The following is a 21,371-nucleotide window of genomic DNA, read 5'->3' as shown; positions in this document are numbered from 1 at the left end:
ATATCTGAAAAATAGCCAGTGTATTGTATTGTCAATAAAAGTTTTGATCGGAGCATTTGCAGCTGAATTTAACCAGATTGAATAAAATAATTTACATAGGGTTATCAGTTTGATCGCGATCACAATTGGATAGAAATTTTTGCTATCAAAAAAATGATTAACCTGGATAAGTGTTTAAACACCCGCATATTCCATTAGGGTCTGGATGTCAGGCGATAGGATTGTCGGTAACGAACCGGACATGGAGAGGATAACAAAGGGTTATGACGGGGCGGGCTGACGCCCCGGTCGGTCAAAAGTCGACTTTGTCTTTGTATTCGCAAAGATCTTCAATAATGCAGGAGCCGCAGCGCGGTTTACGCGCAATGCAGGTGTAGCGGCCATGCAGAATCAGCCAGTGATGGCAGTCAACTTTAAACTCTGCGGGAACCACTTTCAGCAGCTTTTCTTCTACCTGCTCAACGTTTTTACCTGGCGCGAACTGGGTTCGGTTACAGACGCGGAAAATATGCGTATCTACGGCGATGGTGGGCCAGCCAAATGCGGTGTTAAGCACGACGTTAGCGGTCTTGCGACCAACGCCCGGCAGAGCTTCCAGCGCAGCGCGATCTTCGGGTACTTCACCCTGATGTTTTTCCAGCAAGATACGGCAGGTTTTGATGACGTTTTCGGCCTTGCTGTTAAACAAGCCGATTGTCTTGATGTATGACTTAACGCCCTCCACGCCAAGCGCGAGCATGGCGGCAGGGGTATTGGCGACCGGGTAAAGCTTCGCGGTGGCTTTATTAACGCTCACGTCGGTGGCCTGGGCCGACAGCAGGACCGCGATCAACAGTTCAAAAGGCGAATTGAAGTTCAGTTCCGTTGTCGGGTGCGGATTGTTGTCACGCAAGCGGGTTAAAATTTCCAGCCGTTTCGTTTTGTTCATGAGGCATTCCCTGTTTCGCCAGAGGGCAGTTCCGTTGCGACCGCCACGCTGGCGCGGCGTTTTTTCATTTTCTCGTCAATAAGGTATTTCACTGCCAGCATCAGGCCAAGCCCAATGAAGGCGCCCGGCGGCAACATCGCCAGCAGGAAAGGGGAATCGGTGTGGAAAATTTCAATCCGCAGCACTTTCGCCCAGCTTCCCAGCAGGCTGTCCGCGCCGTCAAACAGGGTGCCGTTACCGAGGATCTCACGCAGCGACCCCAACACGAACATCGCGCCAGTGGCGCCCATGCCGATAGCGAAACCGTCAAGCGCCGAAAGCGCCGGTCCTTTCTTCGCCGCAAAAGCTTCCGCGCGGCCCACCACGATGCAGTTGGTCACGATAAGCGGAATAAAGATGCCTAACGACTGGTAAAGGCCATAGGCATAGGCGTTGATCAGCATCTGCACGGCGCTCACTACCGACGCGATGATCATGACATAAATCGGGATACGAATTTCCGCTGGCGTCCAGCGGCGCAACGCTGAAACGGTCAGGTTGGTGAGCGTCAGCACCAGCGTAGTGGCAAGTCCCAGGCCCAGCGCATTGGTTGCCGTTGAGGTCACCGCCAGCAGAGGGCATAAGCCCAACAGCTGAACCAGCGCGGAGTTGTTTTTCCATAACCCCTGGACAATAACGTCTTTGATTTCGCTCATGGTCTATTCTCCACAGGCGGGAAGGTGTGAAAGTTGCGCGGGCAACGTTTGTGCATAAAGTCCAGCGCGCTTCACGGCGTTAACCACTGCGCGAGGCGTAATGGTCGCGCCAGTAAACTGGTCAAAGTCGCCGCCATCTTTTTTTACTGCCCAGCGACTGTCGTTTGCGCCCTGGATCGATTTACCGCTGAAATGCGTGATCCAGTCTGACAAGCGCCGTTCGATTTTATCGCCCAGCCCTGGCGTTTCGTGATGTTCGGTAACCCGCGTGCCTAAAACCGTGCCGTTGAAGTCTGCGCCAACCAGCAGTTGAATCGCGCCGGAGTAACCATCAGGCGCCGTCGCTTCCATTACCGCCGCGACGGGAGTGCCGTTTTTCTCGGCGATATAAACGCGGTGCTCGCCTTTCCCCAGCGCCGGGGCGCTAACGATGAAACAACGGTTCTGTAGCTGATTGTTATAGCGATCGGCGGGCAGCACCTGATCAAAAAGCGCTTTTTGCTGGAGAGCGGCCTGCTCGTCGATGGTCGTTTTGGTCATCATATTGATGGCGGCGGTCAGTCCGGTTGAGCCTGCTGCAAACAGCGCCAGCGTGATGCCATGTTTACGAATCGTTTTCAGCATGGATTATCCTTTGCGATGGCCATACACCTGCGGACGGGTGTAATAATCGATCAGCGGAACCGTAATATTCGCCAGCAGCACGGCGAAGGCTACGCCATCCGGATAACCGCCAAAGCTGCGGATGAGCCAAACCAGCAGCCCCGCAAGCGCGCCGAACACCAGACGACCCCGATTCGTGGTCGAGGCCGTTACCGGATCGGTCAAAATAAAGAACGCGCCGAGCATGGTCGCACCGGAAAGCAGGTGGATTGACGGTGAGGCCAGGGCGTCGGGGGCGAAAAACCAGCCCAGCGTTGCGCAGACACTTAACGAGAGCAGAAAGCTGACCGGAATATGCCAGCGAATCGCTTTTTTCCACAGCAACCAGACACCGCCAGCCAGCCATGCCAGATTGACCCACTGCCAGCCCACACCCGCAAACGCGCCGCGGTAAATAGGGTATTGCTGGATCTGGTCAACAGAGCGCCCCGCATGCAGCGCAGTTTTAAAGGTATCCAGCGGCGTGGCCTGACTGATCCCGTCAATGCCCATCCGCAAGCTATTCATATCGTTACCGCTGGCGGTATGACCGGTCAGGATCACCTGAAGCGCATCCATCAGGCCTGGCGATAGCGCGGCAATCTCATGTGGCGGTAGCCAGCTTGTCATCTGAACGGGGAAGGAGATGAGCAGGACAACGTAGCCAATCATTGCCGGGTTAAACGGATTCTGACCCAGGCCGCCATACAGCTGTTTGGCGATAATCACGGCAAAAACGGTACCGAGCACCCCCATCCACCAGGGGGCCAGCGGCGGAATACTGACGGCCAACAGCAATCCGGTCAACACAGCGGAGTTGTCTTTTAAAACGGACAGAACCGGCTGTTTACGCAGTCTGAGCACCGCGGCTTCTGCGAGAACGGCGCTGATGCCTGCAAGCACAATCTGAAAAAGCGTGCCCCAGCCAAAAAACCACAGCTGTGCGGCAATACCCGGTACGGCGGCGAGTAAAACCAGCAGCATAATGCGTGATGTCTGACGCTGGTTATGCGTGTAAGGAGAACTTGCGATTCTGAATACCATTTATTCCTCGTTGACAACCTGCTGCTGAGCGGCTTTTTTGGCTTTCGCGCGGGCTATGGCGGCTTCAACCGCCGCTTTACGCGGATCGACCGGTTCGGCGGGCGCGGCCTGTTGGTCTGTTGCCTGCTGCGCCAGCTTACGCGCCTTTGCGCGGGCAATGGCGGCTTCAACCGCCGCTTTACGCGGGTCCACTGGTTCGGCGGGCGCGACCTGTTCGTCCGTTGCCTGCTGCGCCAGCTTACGCGCTTTAGCGCGGGCAATGGCGGCCTCAACCGCCGCTTTACGCGGGTCCACCGGTTCGGCGGGCGCGGCCTGTTCGTCCGTTGCCTGCTGTGTCAGCTTACGCGCTTTCGCGCGGGCAATAGCGGCTTCGACCGCCGCTTTACGCGGGTCGGTATCCGTGGTGACGCTATTTTCCGCCTGTTTTGCGCGCGCCTGAGCCTTACGCGCTTCCCGGGCGGCAATGACCGCGCTGTTATCCGGTTTTTCCCCGGCCTGGATGATAACCGGCTGAGTTGCCTGAGCTTGTTTTTGTTTCACTCGCGCAAGGGCTGCAGCGATGGCGTCCTGGTCTTTCGCCGCTGGCTGGACCGCCGCTTTTTTATGGCGCTCAAGGCGTGCCGCTTTTTCGCGTTCCAGACGCGCCTGACGTGCTTCAAATCGCGCTTTGGCTTCCGCCGCCCGTTTTTCTTCCTGGCTTATTGCGTTCAGTTCGGCTTTTTCCTGACGGAAATATTGCACCAGAGGAATATTGCTCGGGCATACCCATGCGCAGGCGCCGCATTCAATGCAGTCAGCAATGTTGTGCGCGGTGGCTTTATCATGCTGCTGCCCTTTACTGAACCAGTAAAGCTGTTGCGGCAGTAGATCGGCCGGGCAGGCGTCCGCACAGGCGCTGCAGCGAATACAGCCTTTTTCTTCCTGGGGTTCGCCCATTTCGGTTGCGGAAGGCGCCAGCAGACAGTTAGTGATTTTGACCACCGGCACATCGAGCCAGGGCAGAGTGAAGCCCATTAGCGGGCCGCCCATGATCACCATTTGATCGGCTGAAGGGCAGAATCCCGCGTCGTTCAGAAGATGACGCACCGGCGTACCCAGTCGCGCCCAGACGTTGCCGGGGCGACTGACGGCTTCGCCTGTCAGCGTCACCACGCGTTCGGTAATGGGTTCACCATCAATTACCGCACGTTTAACGGCATAGGCGGTACCGACGTTTTGCATCAGCACGCCGATATCGGAAGAACGACCGCCGTGGGGCACCTGTTTGCCGGTCAGGATCTGGGTAAGTTGTTTCGCGCCGCCTGAGGGATATTTAGTGGGGATCACGCGCAGGGAGATGTCATGAGCGTCGGCCAACACGGCGCGCAACATCGAAATGGCCTGCGGTTTGTTATCTTCAATACCAATCAGAACCTCGCGTGGCTGGAGGATATGCGCAAGGATGCGGATCCCCTCGACGACCTGCGCGGCACAGTCCTGCATCAGGCGATCGTCAGCGGTAATGTAAGGTTCACATTCCGCCGCGTTGACGATCAGCGTTTCGATTTTATCGCCGCCGCCCTGCAGTTTTACGCCGGTTGGGAAGCCCGCGCCGCCAAGACCCGCAACGCCATACTGGTGGATGCGGGTGATTAATTCTTCGCGACTATGCGAGGTGTAATCCGACCAACCATCACGCTCAATCCAGCGGTCTTCGCCGTCGGCATCGATGATCACGCTCAGTTCAGCGAGGGCGGAGGGATGGGCGGTGGAGTGCGGGGCAATTGCCGCTATCGTACCGGAGGTGGGCGCATGTACCGGCAGCATTTTTCCGCGCCCACGGGTTAACGGCTGTCCCCGCAATACGTGCTCACCGACAGCAACGCACAGTTCGCCCTCGGCGCCAATGTGCTGTTTTAGGGGAATAACGAAGCGCTGCGCCAGGGGGACCTGACGCAGCGGCGTTCCGTTGGACTGCGATTTCATTTCTGGCGGATGAATACCGCCATCGAAATCCCAGATCTTATTTTTTCTGAAAGCAGAGAATAACTTAAGCATGTTGTTCCACGGGGATAATGCGCACGGGGATCGTGTTTAAATCCCACTTCCAACTGTCAGGCGTCTCGGCGACCGGGCGCAGTTCGATACACTGTGTCGGGCAAGGATCGACGCAGAGATTGCAGCCGGTACAGAGATCGCTCATCACCGTGTGCATGGCGCGCGTCGCACCGACAATCGCGTCAACAGGGCAGGCCTGAATGCACTTCGTGCAGCCGATACAGTTGGCTTCATCAATTACGGCCAGCATACGCACAGGCGCAATGGCCTGTTCATCGCCGTCTATCGGCTGCGGATCGACATTCAACAGTTCAGCGATTTTAAGCATCACCGCTTCGCCGCCGGGCGCACAGCGGTTGATTTTCTCACCCTGGCTACCGATAGCTTCCGCGTAGGGACGACAGCCGGGGTAACCGCACTGCCCACACTGGCTTTGCGGTAAAATTTCATCAATTTTTTCGACGACCGGATCATCTTCCACCGCATAGCGGCGGGAGGCATAGCCCAGAATGGCGCCGAACACCAGGCCCAGCAGGCTCAAGGCGGCAACGGCAATCCAGAAAGCATTCATTACAACTTCACCAAACCACTAAAGCCCATAAAGGCCAGAGACATTAACCCTGCCGTGATCAGCGCAATCGCGTTACCGCGAAAGGGGGCAGGGACATCCGCCACGGCGAGGCGCTCGCGAATGGCGGCAAACAGCACCATGACCAACGAAAAACCGACGGCGGCGGAAAATCCGTACAGCGCCGACTGTAAAAAAGTGTGACCAAGGTTGATATTCAGCAGCGCGACGCCCAGTACGGCACAGTTGGTGGTGATCAACGGTAAGAAAATCCCCAACAGGCGATAAAGCGCCGGGCTGGTCTTACGCACCACCATTTCGGTGAACTGGACAACAACCGCGATAACCAGAATAAAGGCCAGCGTGCGCAGATAAATCAGATTGAGCGGAATCAGGATCCAGGTATCAATCAGCCATGCGCAGATCGAGGCCAGGGTCATCACGAACGTCGTTGCGAGGCCCATCCCCATGGCGGTTTCCAGTTTTTTGGACACCCCCATAAACGGACAAAGCCCCAGAAACTTCACCAGTACAAAGTTATTGACCAGCACAGTTCCGATAAACAGCAGCAGGTAATCAGTCATTTTTCGGCCTGAAATAAAAAAGCCGCCTATTATCTGACAATCTACAGCAGGCGACAACAGGTTAACTGTATGGTTATTACGGGTTCACGAAAGTCGATTTCACGCGCGCAGAGCGTTTGAAATAGGGCACCAGCAGTGCTGCCGCCAACAGCGGAAACAGCAGTTGACGTACGGCAAGAGCATCGGGCACGGGCGAAAAGGCAAAGGATTTGATCGCCAGCAAAACCGACACCAGCAACCAGACAATATAGTGCTTTGGCACACAACGTCTGCGCTTAAAGAAAGCAATCGTCAACCACAGGGTGTAATACCACATGGCGATCGCGGTAAGAAAAGAAACGCCCCATAAAACCAGATTGCCCCCGCTTTGTTCTGACAACATTCTGAACGTTTGCGGCGTTGCGAGCGCCGTAGCGTAAAGAAAAAGGGCCAGTGAAGCACTTAACAACGCGACTAAAAGCCAGGCCAGTGGGCCAAGTAACCAGCCTCCAATGCGTTGTGCCGGGGTTGTGGTCATAAAATCTCCGGAATTGCCAGACGTACCGTTCTTTTTGGGGCGGTTATTATAAAGCTTTTGCTGGCAAGCGCTACTTTCTTATTGGACGTAACGCCAGACGGACTTTGGCACCTGACCCACATCAAACAGGCGACCGCCGGATACCAGTTCCGCGCGACGGTGATCGGCAGCGCGATACATATTGATGATGTCCCGATCGTCGGTAAGCGTGTAATGGAGATGGTCGAACAACTTTTCCAGACTTTCAAGTGAACTAATTTTGCGGAATTTTAATAAATAATCCTGAACGGTCATAAACAGGGATCCCTAATATAAAAATAATGCCTGTTGAGTTGCGAACGTAAAAAAAATAAACAAACGATCCCTGACCAGGTCGCCCGGGATACCAATGCAAAATAAGTGATTTCTTAACAGCTAAAGCCGTGCCAGACGGCACTGGCCAGAAGGTTATCCTGCTTCATTGAAACTGGCAATATGCGCAGTCGCGGTAAGCGGCAGATTTACCTTTTTCAGATACTTTTTCAGCCTTTTCTGTATTTAAAAGCCCGTTGCTGAACGCCAGACGACGCAAGCCACCTGGCGGGAGAGCATCATTTTTTCTGAACGACTGCGGTTTGCTCTGGCGGCTGGTAATTATCAATATGATTAGCCACGCCCAGCAGCACCACGGAAAATGCAAGAACCACCCAACCCGTTAATTCGATAATACGATTGATCACTGACGACATTTGCTTTGATTTATCCTTAAACACAGACGGCGAATTTTACTTAGCGAAAGTTAAGCCAGCAAGGGTTTCGGGAACGGTTTCAGTCACTTTATTACCCCGGACGGCGCTTAAATGACGGTTGTTTGACTTAAGTTAACTCTTCGCCTTTCTGCTGCGGGGCGAAGTAAACTATTGTTAGACGATTATGGATAGTGTGAAATGGTCACAGACTGAAACGAGAGGCAACATGATGAGTGACAATATCCGCGTAGGATTGATTGGCTATGGATACGCCAGCAAGACGTTCCACGCGCCGTTAATTGATGGTACACCCGGTCTGGAACTGGCCGTCATTTCCAGCAGCGATGCAGCCAAGGTAAAGGCGGACTGGCCTGCCGTGGCCGTTGTCTCTGAGCCAAAGCATTTGTTTAACGACCCCAATATTGACCTGATTGTCATTCCCACCCCTAACGACACCCATTTCCCGCTGGCGAAAGCCGCACTGGAAGCCGGTAAGCACGTGGTGGTTGATAAGCCTTTTACCGTGACACTGTCACAAGCTCGCGAACTGGATGCGCTGGCGCGTAGCTATGGACGGGTGCTTTCCGTCTTTCATAACCGCCGTTGGGACAGCGATTTTCTGACCCTGAAAGCGATGCTGTCAGAGGGCGTGCTGGGGGAAGTGGCCTATTTTGAGTCTCACTTTGACCGCTTCCGCCCGCAGGTCCGCGATCGCTGGCGCGAACAGGGCGGGCCAGGTAGCGGTATCTGGTACGATCTGGCGCCGCATCTGCTGGATCAGGCAATCAATCTGTTTGGTCTGCCGGTCAGTATGACCGTCGATCTGGCGCAACTGCGTCCGGGGGCCCAGTCAACCGACTATTTTCACGCCACGCTCTCTTATCCCCAGCGTCGGGTGATTTTGCATGGAACGATGCTGGCGGCGGCGGAATCGGCGCGCTATATCGTACACGGTTCGCGGGGAAGCTATGTGAAATATGGCCTTGACCCGCAGGAAGAGCGGCTGAAAAACGGCGAGCGTCTGCCACAGGAAGACTGGGGCTACGACATGCGCGACGGCGTGCTTACCCGCGTGGAAGGCGAAACGCGCGTCGAAGAGACCTGGCTGACCGTTCCGGGGAATTATCCGGCGTATTACGCCGGGATCCGCGACGCGCTGAACGGTAATGGAGAAAACCCGGTACCTGCAAGCCAGGCGATTCAGATTATGGAATTGATTGAGCTTGGTATTGAGTCGGCTAAACACCGTTCGACGCTGAGTCTGACGTAAGAGCTATCTGCCCGGCGGCGCTATCGCCCGCCGGGCAGGCTTATGCAGTAGGCCGGATAAGGCATCACCGCCATCCGGCACCGTCCTTTACGCTGCCGCCACTTTTTCGCGCAGCGCCTGTTTTTCCTGCGCACTCAGAAAAGCGATTTCCAGACCGTTGATCTGCGCCTGGCGAATCTGTTCGCGCGTCAGACCCGCAGCCGGCGCCGCGACGGTATACTCATGAATAATATCTACGCCCTGTACTGCCGGATCGTCGGTGTTCAGACTGGCCAGTACGCCGTGCTCAAGGAAAGTTTTCAGCGGATGCGCCGCCAGCGATGCCACGGTGCTGGTCTGTATATTTGATGTCAGGCAGGACTCAATTCCGATGCGCTGCTCCGCAAGAAAGTCCATCAACGCAGGATCCTCAACGGCTTTCACGCCGTGTCCGATGCGCTCTGCGCCCAGCTCACGAATTGCCTGCCAGATGCTTTCCGGGCCCGCGGCTTCCCCCGCATGAACGGTAATGCGCCACCCGGCGTCACGGGCCCGGTTAAAATGCGACAGGAACAAACTGCCCGGGAAGCCCAGTTCATCTCCGGCGAGATCCAGCGCGGTGATCTGATCGCGGTGCGCCAGAAGCGCCTCGAGCTCTTGCAAACAGGCGGCTTCGCCAAAAGTGCGGCTCATGATGCCAATCAAACGCGCCGCCACGCCGAAGGCTTCGCAACCTTCGCGTACACCCGCGATGACCGCTTCCACCACGCCCGCGATCGGGAGGTTATGCGTCATGGCCATATAACCCGGAGAAAATCGCAGTTCAACGTAGTGCAGGCCATTTCGGGCGGCATCTTCAATGTTCTCGAACGCCACGCGGCGGCAGGCGTCCAGGGAGCCTAATACTTTGACTCCCCAGTCCAGCTTAGACAGGAAACTGACCAGATCGGGTTCCGTCGCGGTCACCTGTACATGGGGGATCAACGTGTCGAGCGTCTGGGCTGGAAGCGTCAAATTGAACTGGCGACCAAGGTCGAGGATGGTCTGGGCGCGGATGTTGCCATCCAGGTGGCGATGAATGTCAGTTAACGGCAGGGAAGTATCAATCATGGTCGCACTCATTATTTGAATAGAAAAGTGCGCGCTATTATAAAAACAAATCCCGGTGAAAAGCTATGTTGCGCAATGATTAATTTCATTGCGCAACGGTGCGTTAGCGGACGGAACGAATCGCCTTTATCAGGCCGGAGACGCCTTGTTCAAGTTTCGAACGCGGGCAACCGGCATTTAAACGCACAAAGCCGCGCCCCTCATCGCCATAGGTAAAGCCGGGCATTATGGCGATTTTTTGCTGATGAATAAGCGCAGACTGCAATGCATGATCATCAATCTTCAGCGAACGCAGATCGATCCACGCCAGATACGTTGACTGCGGCGGTTGCCAGGCCAGTTCCGGAAAGGCGCCGTTAAGCGTATCGGCAACATAACGCAAATTATCCTTCAGGTAACCGCGAAGCGCATCCAGCCAGGGCGCGCCTTGCTCGTAGGCTGCGATGTGCGCGGTCAGCGCCAGGACGGCAGGCGACGACAGACCATCGCGACCTTTTAGCGCATTGAGATAACGAGTACGGCTCTGTTCATCTTGTATCAGGCCATACGCGCCAGTAAGCGCCGGAATATTGAAGCTCTTCGAGCCGGAGGTTAACAGCGCCCAGTTGCCGTTCGCCACGTTGCACCAGGGAATGTGCGGCTGTTCTCCCCACACCATGTCCATATGAATTTCATCGGAAATAACCCGAACGCCGTGGCGCTCGCACAGCGCCGCCATGATCTCCAGTTCACCGCGCGTCCAGACTTTACCGGTCGGGTTGTGCGGGCTGCACAGCAACAGAATTTTACTCTCCGGTCGCGCCAGCGCCGCTTCCAGTTTATCCCGATCGCAGATCCATCCCGCACGGGGGTTTTCCAGGGCGACGGGAATCACGGTGCGCTGATTGCCCTCTATGGCTTTGTAAAAAGCGTCATAGGCAGGCGTATGGACAACCACGCCGTCACCCGGCGCGGACCACTGGCGAATTAATTCCGACACCATATAGATCACCGAGGGGCCATACACCAGCGAACCGGTGTCGATCGCGGTGTTGTGACGTTGATCGAACCAGGAGGCGATGGCGCCGAGAAACGCATCATTTTGCCAGCGGCTGTAGCCCAGTACGCCGTGAGCGAGGCGCTGGTGCAGCGCCTCCAGGATACAGGGCGCCGTCGCGAAATCCATATCGGAAATGGTAAACGGCAGCAGATCGGCAGAACCAAAACGGTCGGCAACGTAATCCCATTGGGTGCACCAGGTCCCATGCCTGTCAACAACGGTTGAAAAATCGAACATAGCGTAGCCCTTATGCCTGAACGGTATTCATCAGACCCGCCATTTCGTCTTTCACCGACTGAACCTGCGGACCAATGACCACCTGCAAATTATGCTGATTCAACTGAACCACCCCAATGGCGCGGTTGTCCTTGAGCGCCTGTACGTTCACAAGCGACATATCCTTCACCGACAGACGCAGGCGGGTGATGCAGTTATCAAGGCTGACGATATTATCGGCACCGCCCAGCGCCGCCAGAATGGCTGGCACATTATAGCCCGATTTACCCGGCGCGCCGGCAACGGCTTTTTCTATCGTGCTGGCGATGTCACTGTCGCGACCCGGCGTTTTCAGATTAAAGCGGGTGATGGCGAAGCGGAAAATGACGTAGTACACCGCGAACCAGATAGCGGCTACCACTGGCACCAGATACCACTTGGTCGACAGGCCGTGCAGAATACCAAACACGACAAAATCGATAATATTGCCGTCAGTGTTGCCGATGGTCACGCCCAGCACCGACATAATGGTGAAACCCAGACCCGTCAGTAACGCGTGAATCACATACAGTACCGGCGCAACGAACAGGAATAAAAATTCCAGCGGTTCCGTGGTGCCGCCCACGACGCACGCGATCAGGCCAGATATCAACAGTCCTTTGATTTTATGGCGATTTTCAGGCCGGGCGCAGTGATACATCGCTAATGCGGCTCCCGGTAAGCCACCGAGAAACGCGGGCATTTTACCCTGTGAGAGGAAGCGGGTTGCGCTTTCAGAGAAACCCTGTGTGGTAGGGCAGCTCAACTGCGCCTGGAAGATAGTCAGGGCGCCGCTCACCGTATGACCACACACTTCCTGGGTACCGCCTGCGTCGGTAAAGCGAATCAGCGCAACCAGAATGTGATGTAAACCAAACGGTAACAGCAGACGTTCGCCGGTACCAAACAACATGGGGCCAAAGTCGCCCGCGCTGTTAATCATATGACCGAGTCCGCTGATGCCCATCGCAAATACCGGCCAAACCAGTGGAATGACCAGACCCACCAGGCCCATAACCACGGAAGAGATAATCGGCACAAAGCGGGTCCCGCCGAAGAATGCCAGCGCATCCGGCAGACGAATATTGTGAAAACGTTCGTGCAGCATCCAGACGATAATACCGGCGATGACCGCGCCGAGGATCCCGGTGTCGATGGACGGGATCCCGAGGATATTCTGGATGTTATTGGCTTTCAGCACCGCCGGGTCGGTGGCGGGCAGAATGCCTTTTGCGGTTAGCCAGAAGTTAACCGCAAGGTTCATCACCGCATAGCCGACGAAACCGGCGAACGCGGCGACGCCTTTGTTTTCGCGCGCCAGACCTAAAGGAATCGCGATGCAGAACATGACCGGCAGGAAGCTAAAGGCGAATGAACCGACTTTGCTCATCCAGGTGAAGATCGCCTGCAGGACCGGATTGCCCAACGCCGGAAGCAGGGTAAGCACATCGTGGCTGCTTAACGAACTGCCGATGCCCAGCATAATGCCGCAAAACGACAGTAAAGCGACGGGCAGCATGAAGGTTTTGCCCAACTGCTGGAAAAATTCCCATAATGTGATTTTGGGTGCTGTTTTTGCCGTCATCTAACGACTCCTTGTGAAAATCCATCGGTAACGCGTAAATTTGAGCGGAAAGATAAAACGTTTTACCTTATTTTAGTGCGGCGCAAATCACATTATCGAAGGATAATAGGGCGTATAAATATAAGTGATTGATAAAACGTTTTATCTGTCACGTCAGCAGGGGAGTTTGTTGTTTCCATGGCTATAGCCAAAAAAATCACTATCCACGATGTGGCGCTGGCGGCGGGGGTGTCGGTCAGTACGGTTTCGCTGGTGCTCAGCGGTAAAGGACGTATTTCAACCGCCACCGGCGAGCGCGTCAATGCGGCGATCGAAGAACTGGGCTTTGTGCGCAACCGTCAGGCTTCCGCGCTGCGGGGAGGACAGAGCGGCGTTGTTGGGCTGATCGTTCGTGATTTATCCGCCCGGTTTTACGCGGAGCTCACCGCGGGCTTGACCGAAGCGCTGGAGTCGCAGGGACGGATGGTCTTTCTGCTGCATGGCGGACATGACGGCGAACAGCTGGAACAGCGTTTTACGATGTTACTGAATCAGGGTGTCGATGGGGTGATCATCGCCGGCGCTGCGGGGAGCAGTGAGACGCTACGCGTGATGGCGGAAGAAAAGGGCATTCCCGTGGTGTTTGCCTCCCGCGCCAGCTATCCCGACGACGTGGATACCGTGCGCCCCGACAATATGCAGGCGGCACAGTTGCTGACGGAGCATCTCATCCGCCACGGCCATCAGCGTATTGCCTGGTTAGGCGGGCAAAGCTCCTCTTTGACCCGGGCCGAACGCGTGGGCGGCTACTGCGCCACGCTGTTGAAATATGGTCTGCCGTTTCACAGTGACTGGGTGCTGGAGTGCGCCACCAGCCAAAAACAGGCGGCTGAGGCCATCACCACGTTGCTACGACGAAATCCGACCATCAGCGCCGTGGTCTGCTATAACGAAGTGATCGCCATGGGCGCGTGGTTTGGCCTGATGCGCGCCGGTCGCCAGAGCGGCGAGGTCGGCGTCGATCGTTACTTTGAACAGCAGATTTCACTGGGGGCGTTTGCCGACGTTCCGGAAAACGCGCTGGATGATTTGCCTATTGTCTGGGCCACAACGCCGGCGCGCGAAATGGGGTATACCCTGGCGGAACGCATACTGCAACGCATCGGCCATGATGACGGACACACCCGTAACCAGACGTTATCGGCGCGGCTGGTGATACAAAAATAAACCCCTCAGACGAGGGGTTCAGAGGGGGCCTTACGGCTGCGGCTGCGTCGGTGCGTCTGGCACCGGCAATGACGCCATCCCGAACAAGCCGACAAATTCTTCCAGCGGCATTTTATTCCCGTTCAGCGTCACCTGGCCGTTAGCGTACTGCAGGCTGCTGCCAATGGTGTTGTCTTCCAGGGTGGTCACGCGGAACATCTGCCCCATGGCTGACAGACCTTTAACCTGCTGCGTAGCCAGTTTTTCCGCCTGCTCCTGCTGGTAACCTTCCAGTTTGGCAATCTGCGTCATGAACTCAACGGCCATATCCATGGGGATGGCTAATTTGCCGTCAAGTGATTTCACCGAACGGTCGACTTCATCGGCCAGCGTCTTCGGCTCGCCCTGCGCGGTTGCCGGGTCTTTCAGGAACAGGGACAGGTTGAAGGTGGTTTCACCTTTTGCGTTTTTCCAGCTCAGCGGCGCGACCGTCACCACCGGTTCACCTTTCATCAGCAGCGGCAGGGCGCTGAAGAACGCCTCGGTTACTTTTTGCTGATAGAGTTCCGGGTTATCTGCGATTTCCGGCTGTGTCAACAGCGCCTGGGTTTGCGCATTATACTGCTGGCTAAACTGATGCCATGCTTCGCCGTCTATCTGGCCCACTTTCAACGTCAGCTTACTGCTACCCAGATCCTGATTCTGCACTTTCAGGCTGTTAAGCGAATAATCCAGCTGGCTGTTAATGGTTTTGCCGTCGTTGACCAGATCGGTTTTGCCGTTAATTTCCATACCTTCGAGCAGCGCCATCTCTTTGCCTTCTACAGAGATCGCCATTTTATCGAGGGTCAGTTTCTGATCGCCAACGCGCTCGCCGAAGCTCGCGAGGGTGCTGGAACCTTCGGTCTTAAGATTGTTGAAGGTGAACTGAACCTTCTGACCATATTCGTTTACTGCGTTCACCAGACCACTCTGCGCTTCACCGGAAAGCGACACCTCTTTGCCTTCTTTGTCGGCGTTGAAGATGAACTCGCCGCCGCTAAAGGCAACTTTATCGGTCTCATTCTCGTAATTCAGCGGCTTCACCGCCATCACCGAACGCGTATCGCCGCTGTAGCTTATACGGGAGTTGATCTCAAAGGGGGCTTCACCTTTGGCGAGATCAAACAGCGGCTTGCTGACCTCGTTATTTTGCAGGGTGGTTTTCACCGAGGCCATTGACGGGATGAGATTCAGGGTTTTTAACTGTGCGAAGGGGAAAGGACCGTGATCGACAGACTCATTGAAAACCACGCTCTGGCCCGCTTTCAGCCACGGATTTTCTTTGCCGGCAACCGGCTTAAGCACCAGTTGCAGCTGGCTGCTGAACACGCCGCGCTGATAGTTTTGATAGCCAAGTTCCACATTCGCCTGCGGCGCGCTGCGCTTAATTTGCTCATTGGCCTGACTGACCATCTCAGAAAGATGGGTTTCCAGCTTCTTACCTGTGTACCATGCACCGCCCGTCCAGACGATACCGAGTGCGACGATGACACTCGCAGCTACCAGCGATTTTTTCATATTGTTTATCCATAAAATGAAACCAGGCAGCCCGGGCCGCCTGGAGAACGCAAAGACCTCTTACTAGCTTAGCAAGAGTTGTTAAAAAATTCAGTAAGTTGCTAGAACTTGTTGTAGACCCGCGCTAAACGGCCCACGCCACTGACCATGATCGGCGACTCCGCAGCGCTGATGAACGCAGACTCGCCGGGCTTCAACACCAGACGCTGCTCGCCTTTGCTGAGCACAGCTTCGCCTTCCACGCAGAACAGAATCGCCGCGCTTTGCTGCGCGACGGGCGTTTCCTGCGCGGACAGGTCGTGCAACGAGAAGGCGAAATCATCTACCGGAATCGGGAAGTCCAGTTCCGCACCGTTTTTCTCCGGCGTTGTTAACAACTGGTTGGCTGGCTTAGCGTCGAATCTGACGTTGGCGACCAGTTCCGGAATATCGATATATTTTGGCGTCAGTCCGGCGCGCAAAACGTTATCGGAATTGGCCATCACTTCCAGCGCCACACCCTGCAGATAGGCATGCGGCGTTTCAGCGAACAGGAACATGGCTTCTCCCGGATTCAGTTTCACCACGTTTAACAGCAGCGGCGAAAACAGGCCGCTGTCATCCGGGTAAAACTCGGCGATAAGACGAATCGTCTGCCACGGTTCGCCTTGCTGATTTTCCAGAGCGGCTTTCAGAATCGCCAGCGCGCGGGATTTTTCTTCCCCCTGCATATTCAGCAGACCGGCGAACAGTTCACTCAGCCGTTCAGCATTGGGGGTTTCCAGAAAATGCGCGATAGCGGTGTGAGCGCCAGCGACCGGTTGCAGCAGGGAGACGATCTCAGAGAACTCGCGAAATGCGTTCATCGCCAGGAACGGCGTCAGGGCGAAAACCAGCTCTGGCTTATGGTTCGGATCTTTGTAGTTGCGCTCGGCGGCATCCAGCGGGATCCCGGCGGCATTTTCCCGGGCAAAGCCTGTTTCAGAATTACGTTTGTTCGGATGCACCTGAATGGACAGCGGTTGTGCGGCGCAAAGGACTTTAAACAGGAAGGGCAGCTCTCCAAAACGCTCAGCAACTGCATCGCCCAGCAGGGTGGATTTATGCTTTTCGATGACGTCACGTAGCGACACGGTTTGGCCGTTAGCATCAACCACCTGAGAGCTGCTTTTTGGGTGCGCGCCCATCCACAGCTCCGCCATCGGCTGCTGCTGCGGGTTAGCCATGCCGTAAAGCTCCGTCAGCGCCGTTTTACTGCCCCACGCATAGTTCTGCACCGAGTTGATCAGTTTTTGCATTTCAATGCCCTGTTTCAATTTTAAAATGAGGTGGAAATGAATGCGGTTATTAAACCAAGAAACCCGCGGGATGTAACCTGTGCACGCAAAAAGTCGTACTTGTCTCAGTTTTTGTTAAAAAATTGTGTAGGATAGTGTAACTCGCTTTTAACGAGGGCAAAGGAACATCTGCCCTGAAGCCTAAGATAATCAGACCGAGCAGTAAGTGAGAGATCAATGTCAAACAAACCCTTCTTTTATCAGGATCCTTTTCCCCTTAAAAAGGATGATACCGAATACTATCTGCTGACCAGTGAACACGTTTCCGTGGCCGAATTTGAAGGACAAGAGATCCTGAAAGTCGCGCCACAGGCGCTCACGCTGTTGGCGCGCCAGGCCTTCCACGACGCCTCGTTCATGCTGCGCCCGGCGCATCAGCAGCAGGTCGCCGATATTCTGCTTGACCCGCAAGCCAGCGAAAACGACAAGTACGTTGCGCTGCAGTTTCTGCGCAACTCCGACATTGCCGCGAAAGGCATTTTGCCGACCTGCCAGGACACCGGTACAGCGATTATTGTCGGCAAAAAAGGGCAACGCGTGTGGACTGGCGGTGGCGATGAGGCTGCGCTGGCGCGCGGGGTGTATAACACCTATATCGAAGATAACCTGCGCTACTCGCAGAATGCCGCGCTGGACATGTATAAAGAAGTGAATACCGGCACCAACCTGCCAGCGCAGATTGACCTTTATAGCGTGGATGGCGATGAGTACAAATTCCTCTGTATCGCCAAGGGCGGGGGATCGGCGAATAAAACGTATCTGTATCAGGAAACCAAAGCGCTGCTGACGCCGGGTAAACTGAAAAATTATCTGGTCGATAAAATGCGCACGCTGGGCACCGCGGCCTGCCCGCCATACCACATCGCGTTTGTTATTGGCGGCACGTCTGCCGAAGCAAACCTGAAAACCGTCAAACTGGCCTCTGCGAAATATTATGACGCGCTGCCAACGGAAGGAAATGAACACGGTCAGGCTTTCCGTGACGTTGAGCTGGAAAAAGAGCTGCTGGTGGAAGCGCAAAATCTGGGGCTGGGCGCGCAGTTCGGGGGCAAATATTTCGCTCATGATATCCGGGTGATTCGTCTGCCGCGTCACGGGGCGTCCTGTCCGGTGGGGATGGGGGTTTCCTGTTCCGCGGACCGTAACATCAAGGCGAAGATTAACCGCGATGGGATCTGGATCGAAAAACTGGAGCATAATCCGGGCAAATACATTCCCGAGGCGCTGCGCAAAGCAGGCGAAGGGGAAGCGGTGCGCGTTGACCTGAACCGCCCGATGAAAGATATACTGGCGCAGCTGTCGCAGTACCCGGTTTCCACGCGTCTGTCTCTGAACGGAACCATTATTGTGGGGCGTGATATCGCCCATGCCAAACTGAAAGAGCGTCTGGATCGGGGCGAAGGCCTGCCGCAGTATGTGAAAGATCATCCCATCTATTACGCCGGTCCGGCGAAAACGCCGGAAGGGTACGCATCGGGCTCGCTCGGCCCAACTACCGCAGGTCGGATGGATTCTTACGTCGATCAGCTTCAGGCCGCCGGCGGCAGCATGATAATGCTGGCGAAGGGGAACCGCAGCCAGCAGGTCACCGATGCCTGTCACAAGCACGGCGGTTTCTACCTCGGCAGTATTGGCGGCCCGGCGGCGGTGCTGGCACAGGGCAGCATCAAGAGCCTCGAATGTGTGGAATACCCGGAACTGGGCATGGAAGCGATCTGGAAGATCGAAGTGGAAGATTTCCCAGCCTTTATCCTGGTGGATGATAAAGGAAATGACTTTTTCCAGCAGATTCAGACGTCGCAGTGCGCACGCTGCGTGAAATAACGTCAGCCGCCCTACGGGGCGGTTTTTTTTCGCACGAACCACCAAACGACGGTTACGTCATCGTTAATACTCATAAGACCGCAAGCAAGTGGGCAATGTCGAACATAACCTCATCAACGCATTAAGTAAGGAGAAGGTAATGGTAACGGTACGCCGCGAGAAAGATTCGATGGGTGCAATTGATGTCCCGGCAGATAAACTGTGGGGCGCGCAAACCCAACGTTCACTGGAGCATTTTCGTATTTCGACCGAAAAAATGCCCGTCGCGCTGATCCACGCGCTGGCGCTCACTAAGCGTGCAGCGGCAAAGGTTAACGAGGATTTAGGGCTGCTGTCGCCGGAGAAGGCCTCTGCCATCATGCAGGCTGCCGACGAAGTGCTGGCAGACAAACATGCCGATGAGTTTCCGCTGGCTATCTGGCAGACCGGTTCCGGTACGCAAAGTAATATGAATATGAATGAAGTTCTGGCGAACCGGGCAAGCGAGCTGTTGGGCGGGGTGCGCGGAATGGATCGCAAAGTGCATCCCAATGATGACGTCAACAAGAGCCAAAGCTCAAATGACGTCTTCCCGACGGCCATGCATGTGGCTGCGCTGCTGGCGTTACGTAAGCAACTTATTCCGCAACTGACGATATTAACCCAGACCCTGCGCGAGAAATCCCACGCCTTCGCCGACATAGTCAAAATTGGTCGTACCCACCTACAGGACGCCACGCCGCTGACGCTCGGTCAGGAAATCTCCGGCTGGGTGGCAATGCTTGAGCATAACCATAAACACCTGGAGGCCAGCCTGTCGCACGTGGCGGAACTGGCGCTTGGCGGCACCGCCGTTGGTACAGGTCTGAATACCCATCCTGAATATGCGCGTCGCGTGGCCGATGAACTGGCGCTGATAACCCAGGCGCCGTTTGTTACCGCACCCAATAAGTTTGAAGCGCTTGCCACCTGTGATGCGCTGGTACATGCTCACGGCGCGCTGAAAGGGCTGGCGGCCTCACTGATGAAAATCGCCAATGATGTGCGCTGGCTGGCTTCTGGTCCGCGCTGCGGCATTGGTGAAATCGCTATCCCGGAAAACGAACCGGGCAGTTCGATCATGCCGGGCAAGGTTAACCCGACTCAATGTGAAGCGTTGACGATGCTGTGCTGCCAGGTGATGGGCAACGATGTGGCAATCAACATGGGAGGGGCGTCGGGAAACTTCGAACTCAACGTTTATCGCCCGATGGTGATTCATAATTTCCTGCAATCTGTGCGTCTGCTGGCCGACGGCATGGAAAGCTTTAACGCCCATTGCGCGACAGGGATTGAACCGAACCGCGATCGGATCAACCAGTTGCTTAACGAGTCGCTGATGCTGGTCACCGCGCTGAATACCCACATCGGCTATGATAAAGCGGCAGAGATCGCCAAAAAAGCGCACAAAGAGGGGCTGACGCTGAAAGCCGCCGCTCTGGCGCTGGGCCACCTCAGTGAAGAGGAGTTTGATCGCTGGGTGCGGCCAGAGCAGATGGTCGGCAGCATGAAGCCGGGCCGTTAATCCGCCACGTACAGGTGCAGCCGGGGAATCATCAACCGTAGCGGCTGCGCTTGGGGTTTAAAACGGTGCTGAACGTTATCGGCATCGTAATTCAGCAGTTCGCCGATGTCGGGCACACCCGCGCCGTTATCCGTGCTGATTAACGCAATCAGCGGGGTCGGGCAGGCGTGTTGCACCTGTTTTTGTACCCCTTTATACCAGACCCTGGCGATGGGCTGGACCTTGACCGGACGCTTAATTTTCAATTTCGCCCGCTGCGGTAGCGCGGCGATATCCTGGTATTCACGCTCCAGCTTTGCCTGCCACTCCTCGCGGGTCCAGGGATGTACGCTACGTGGGGTGTTGAGGCTTTTTTCAAGCTGGGCCAGCACCTCGTCGCGGGTGAGATTCTTGATGATATGTTTATTCGCCCAGCCGAAGCGCAGCGTCGCCGGATCGTTAATCACCGTCAACGCGCGGTAGGCATTGAGCGTGATCAACCCGGGTAAATGACGATGCACCCATTCAAATCGCGCTGCAGAGGGTAAGCCTGACTCCACGGTAACGATATATTCGAAGGTGGTTTTCAACTGGTTTATCTGTTCAACCTGACGCTGTAACGCCTGCTGACTGGCGTTATCCACCCGAAAGCAGATCACGCCGGGCAGACGAACCGCCGCTTTGCTGCTGCGCTTCTCCGACTGTTGCTGAATGAACAGGTGGCGATAATGCGCTAACGCCAGCGACAGCGCTTCTTTACCCAGATGCTGTTTGACCACAATGGTCTCCAGCGGGTTATGCTCATTTTCTTTACTGATCTCCGGCAGGGAAAAAACGCGGGCAATCGTCAGGGGTTGCTGGCTGAGCGCTTCCGTCAGCGCCGCGAGCGCCTGCTCCATCTGACGAAACGTGCTGTTCAGTCGGTCGACAAGATCGTAGCGTGCCATGATTGATTCTCATTAGTTACAACATACTTTTTTATA

General features: G+C 55.5%; 20 protein-coding genes. 4 read left to right on the top strand and 16 right to left on the bottom strand.

The genetic code is table 11. The features are described 5' to 3' along the window. Nucleotides 1-292: 292 nt before the first annotated feature. The 10 genes from nth to blr form a co-directional block, all read right to left on the bottom strand. Nucleotides 293-928, bottom strand: a complete 636-nt coding sequence (gene nth / locus HVX72_RS11280) for an endonuclease III (protein ID WP_060569707.1) — start codon at nucleotides 926-928, stop codon at nucleotides 293-295. Next, nucleotides 925-1,623 (bottom strand): electron transport complex subunit E, encoded by a 699-nt coding sequence (locus HVX72_RS11275; protein ID WP_042282805.1) that lies wholly within the window; start codon nucleotides 1,621-1,623, stop codon nucleotides 925-927. Before HVX72_RS11275 ends, nth begins: the two co-directional genes overlap by 4 nt. A 3-nt stretch (nucleotides 1,624-1,626) precedes the next feature. Next, nucleotides 1,627-2,247, bottom strand: a complete 621-nt coding sequence (gene rsxG, locus HVX72_RS11270; RefSeq protein ID WP_042282807.1) for an electron transport complex subunit RsxG — start codon at nucleotides 2,245-2,247, stop codon at nucleotides 1,627-1,629. Between the two features lie 3 nt (nucleotides 2,248-2,250). Next, nucleotides 2,251-3,309, bottom strand: a complete 1,059-nt coding sequence (gene rsxD / locus HVX72_RS11265; RefSeq protein WP_181821382.1) for an electron transport complex subunit RsxD — start codon at nucleotides 3,307-3,309, stop codon at nucleotides 2,251-2,253. After that, nucleotides 3,310-5,346, bottom strand: coding sequence for an electron transport complex subunit RsxC (rsxC, locus tag HVX72_RS11260; protein WP_181821381.1), 2,037 nt, complete (start codon nucleotides 5,344-5,346; stop codon nucleotides 3,310-3,312). Beyond that, complete coding sequence (gene rsxB, locus HVX72_RS11255; protein WP_042282812.1) at nucleotides 5,339-5,917, bottom strand: electron transport complex subunit RsxB; 579 nt, start codon at nucleotides 5,915-5,917, stop codon at nucleotides 5,339-5,341. The genes rsxC and rsxB overlap by 8 nt, the downstream gene beginning before the upstream one ends. After that, nucleotides 5,917-6,498, bottom strand: coding sequence for an electron transport complex subunit RsxA (rsxA, locus tag HVX72_RS11250; RefSeq protein ID WP_042282814.1), 582 nt, complete (start codon nucleotides 6,496-6,498; stop codon nucleotides 5,917-5,919). The genes rsxB and rsxA overlap by 1 nt, the downstream gene beginning before the upstream one ends. A 76-nt stretch (nucleotides 6,499-6,574) precedes the next feature. Next, a complete protein-coding gene (locus HVX72_RS11245) occupies nucleotides 6,575-7,015 on the bottom strand; it encodes a DUF2569 domain-containing protein (RefSeq protein WP_042282816.1) in 441 nt (146 codons plus the stop codon). A 78-nt stretch (nucleotides 7,016-7,093) separates the two neighbouring features. After that, complete coding sequence (gene ydgT, locus HVX72_RS11240; RefSeq protein ID WP_042282818.1) at nucleotides 7,094-7,309, bottom strand: transcription modulator YdgT; 216 nt, start codon at nucleotides 7,307-7,309, stop codon at nucleotides 7,094-7,096. 296 nt (nucleotides 7,310-7,605) lie between these two features. After that, a complete protein-coding gene (gene blr / locus HVX72_RS11235) occupies nucleotides 7,606-7,731 on the bottom strand; it encodes a division septum protein Blr (protein ID WP_042284684.1) in 126 nt (41 codons plus the stop codon). Between the two features lie 241 nt (nucleotides 7,732-7,972). Here blr and HVX72_RS11230 point away from each other — a divergent pair, with 241 nt between their 5' ends. After that, nucleotides 7,973-9,013: an oxidoreductase gene (locus tag HVX72_RS11230; RefSeq protein WP_181823266.1), complete on the top strand. Its 1,041-nt coding sequence runs from the start codon at nucleotides 7,973-7,975 to the stop codon at nucleotides 9,011-9,013. An 87-nt stretch (nucleotides 9,014-9,100) separates the two neighbouring features. On the opposite strand, the gene add is transcribed toward HVX72_RS11230, so the two are convergent. The 3 genes from add to malX all read right to left on the bottom strand — a co-directional run bounded on the left by add (nucleotide 9,101) and on the right by malX (nucleotide 12,981). Next, complete coding sequence (gene add, locus HVX72_RS11225; protein ID WP_181821380.1) at nucleotides 9,101-10,102, bottom strand: adenosine deaminase; 1,002 nt, start codon at nucleotides 10,100-10,102, stop codon at nucleotides 9,101-9,103. A gap of 103 nt (nucleotides 10,103-10,205) precedes the next feature. Then, nucleotides 10,206-11,378 carry a MalY/PatB family protein gene (locus HVX72_RS11220; protein WP_181821379.1) on the bottom strand — a complete coding sequence of 391 codons (1,173 nt, stop codon included), beginning with the start codon at nucleotides 11,376-11,378 and terminating at the stop codon, nucleotides 10,206-10,208. Nucleotides 11,379-11,388: 10 nt separating this feature from the next. Next, nucleotides 11,389-12,981 (bottom strand): PTS maltose transporter subunit IICB, encoded by a 1,593-nt coding sequence (malX, locus tag HVX72_RS11215; RefSeq protein ID WP_042282825.1) that lies wholly within the window; start codon nucleotides 12,979-12,981, stop codon nucleotides 11,389-11,391. A gap of 177 nt (nucleotides 12,982-13,158) precedes the next feature. On the opposite strand from malX, the gene HVX72_RS11210 reads away from it, so the two are divergent. After that, nucleotides 13,159-14,187, top strand: a complete 1,029-nt coding sequence (locus HVX72_RS11210; protein ID WP_181821378.1) for a Mal regulon transcriptional regulator MalI — start codon at nucleotides 13,159-13,161, stop codon at nucleotides 14,185-14,187. A 30-nt stretch (nucleotides 14,188-14,217) separates the two neighbouring features. Here the strand turns inward: HVX72_RS11210 and HVX72_RS11205 are convergent, their stop codons facing one another. After that, nucleotides 14,218-15,726, bottom strand: a complete 1,509-nt coding sequence (locus HVX72_RS11205) for a YdgA family protein (protein WP_181821377.1) — start codon at nucleotides 15,724-15,726, stop codon at nucleotides 14,218-14,220. 101 nt (nucleotides 15,727-15,827) lie between these two features. Beyond that, complete coding sequence (gene manA / locus HVX72_RS11200; RefSeq protein ID WP_181821376.1) at nucleotides 15,828-17,003, bottom strand: mannose-6-phosphate isomerase; 1,176 nt, start codon at nucleotides 17,001-17,003, stop codon at nucleotides 15,828-15,830. Nucleotides 17,004-17,219: 216 nt separating this feature from the next. On the opposite strand from manA, the gene fumB reads away from it, so the two are divergent. Beyond that, nucleotides 17,220-18,866 (top strand): class I fumarate hydratase, encoded by a 1,647-nt coding sequence (fumB, locus tag HVX72_RS11195; RefSeq protein ID WP_181821375.1) that lies wholly within the window; start codon nucleotides 17,220-17,222, stop codon nucleotides 18,864-18,866. A 139-nt stretch (nucleotides 18,867-19,005) separates the two neighbouring features. Next, the gene (gene fumC, locus HVX72_RS11190; protein WP_181821374.1) at nucleotides 19,006-20,409 is read left to right on the top strand and encodes a class II fumarate hydratase; all 1,404 of its coding nucleotides are present in this window, start codon (nucleotides 19,006-19,008) and stop codon (nucleotides 20,407-20,409) included. Here the strand turns inward: fumC and tus are convergent. Beyond that, nucleotides 20,406-21,335, bottom strand: a complete 930-nt coding sequence (gene tus, locus HVX72_RS11185) for a DNA replication terminus site-binding protein (protein ID WP_181821373.1) — start codon at nucleotides 21,333-21,335, stop codon at nucleotides 20,406-20,408. The two genes, fumC and tus, sit on opposite strands and share 4 nt — an antisense overlap. Nucleotides 21,336-21,371: the final 36 nt, after the last annotated feature.

The organism is Citrobacter sp. RHB21-C05 (assembly GCF_013889015.1).
GTDB classification, from domain to species: domain Bacteria; phylum Pseudomonadota; class Gammaproteobacteria; order Enterobacterales; family Enterobacteriaceae; genus Citrobacter_A; species Citrobacter_A sedlakii.
This window is presented reverse-complemented; position numbering and strand designations above follow the sequence as displayed.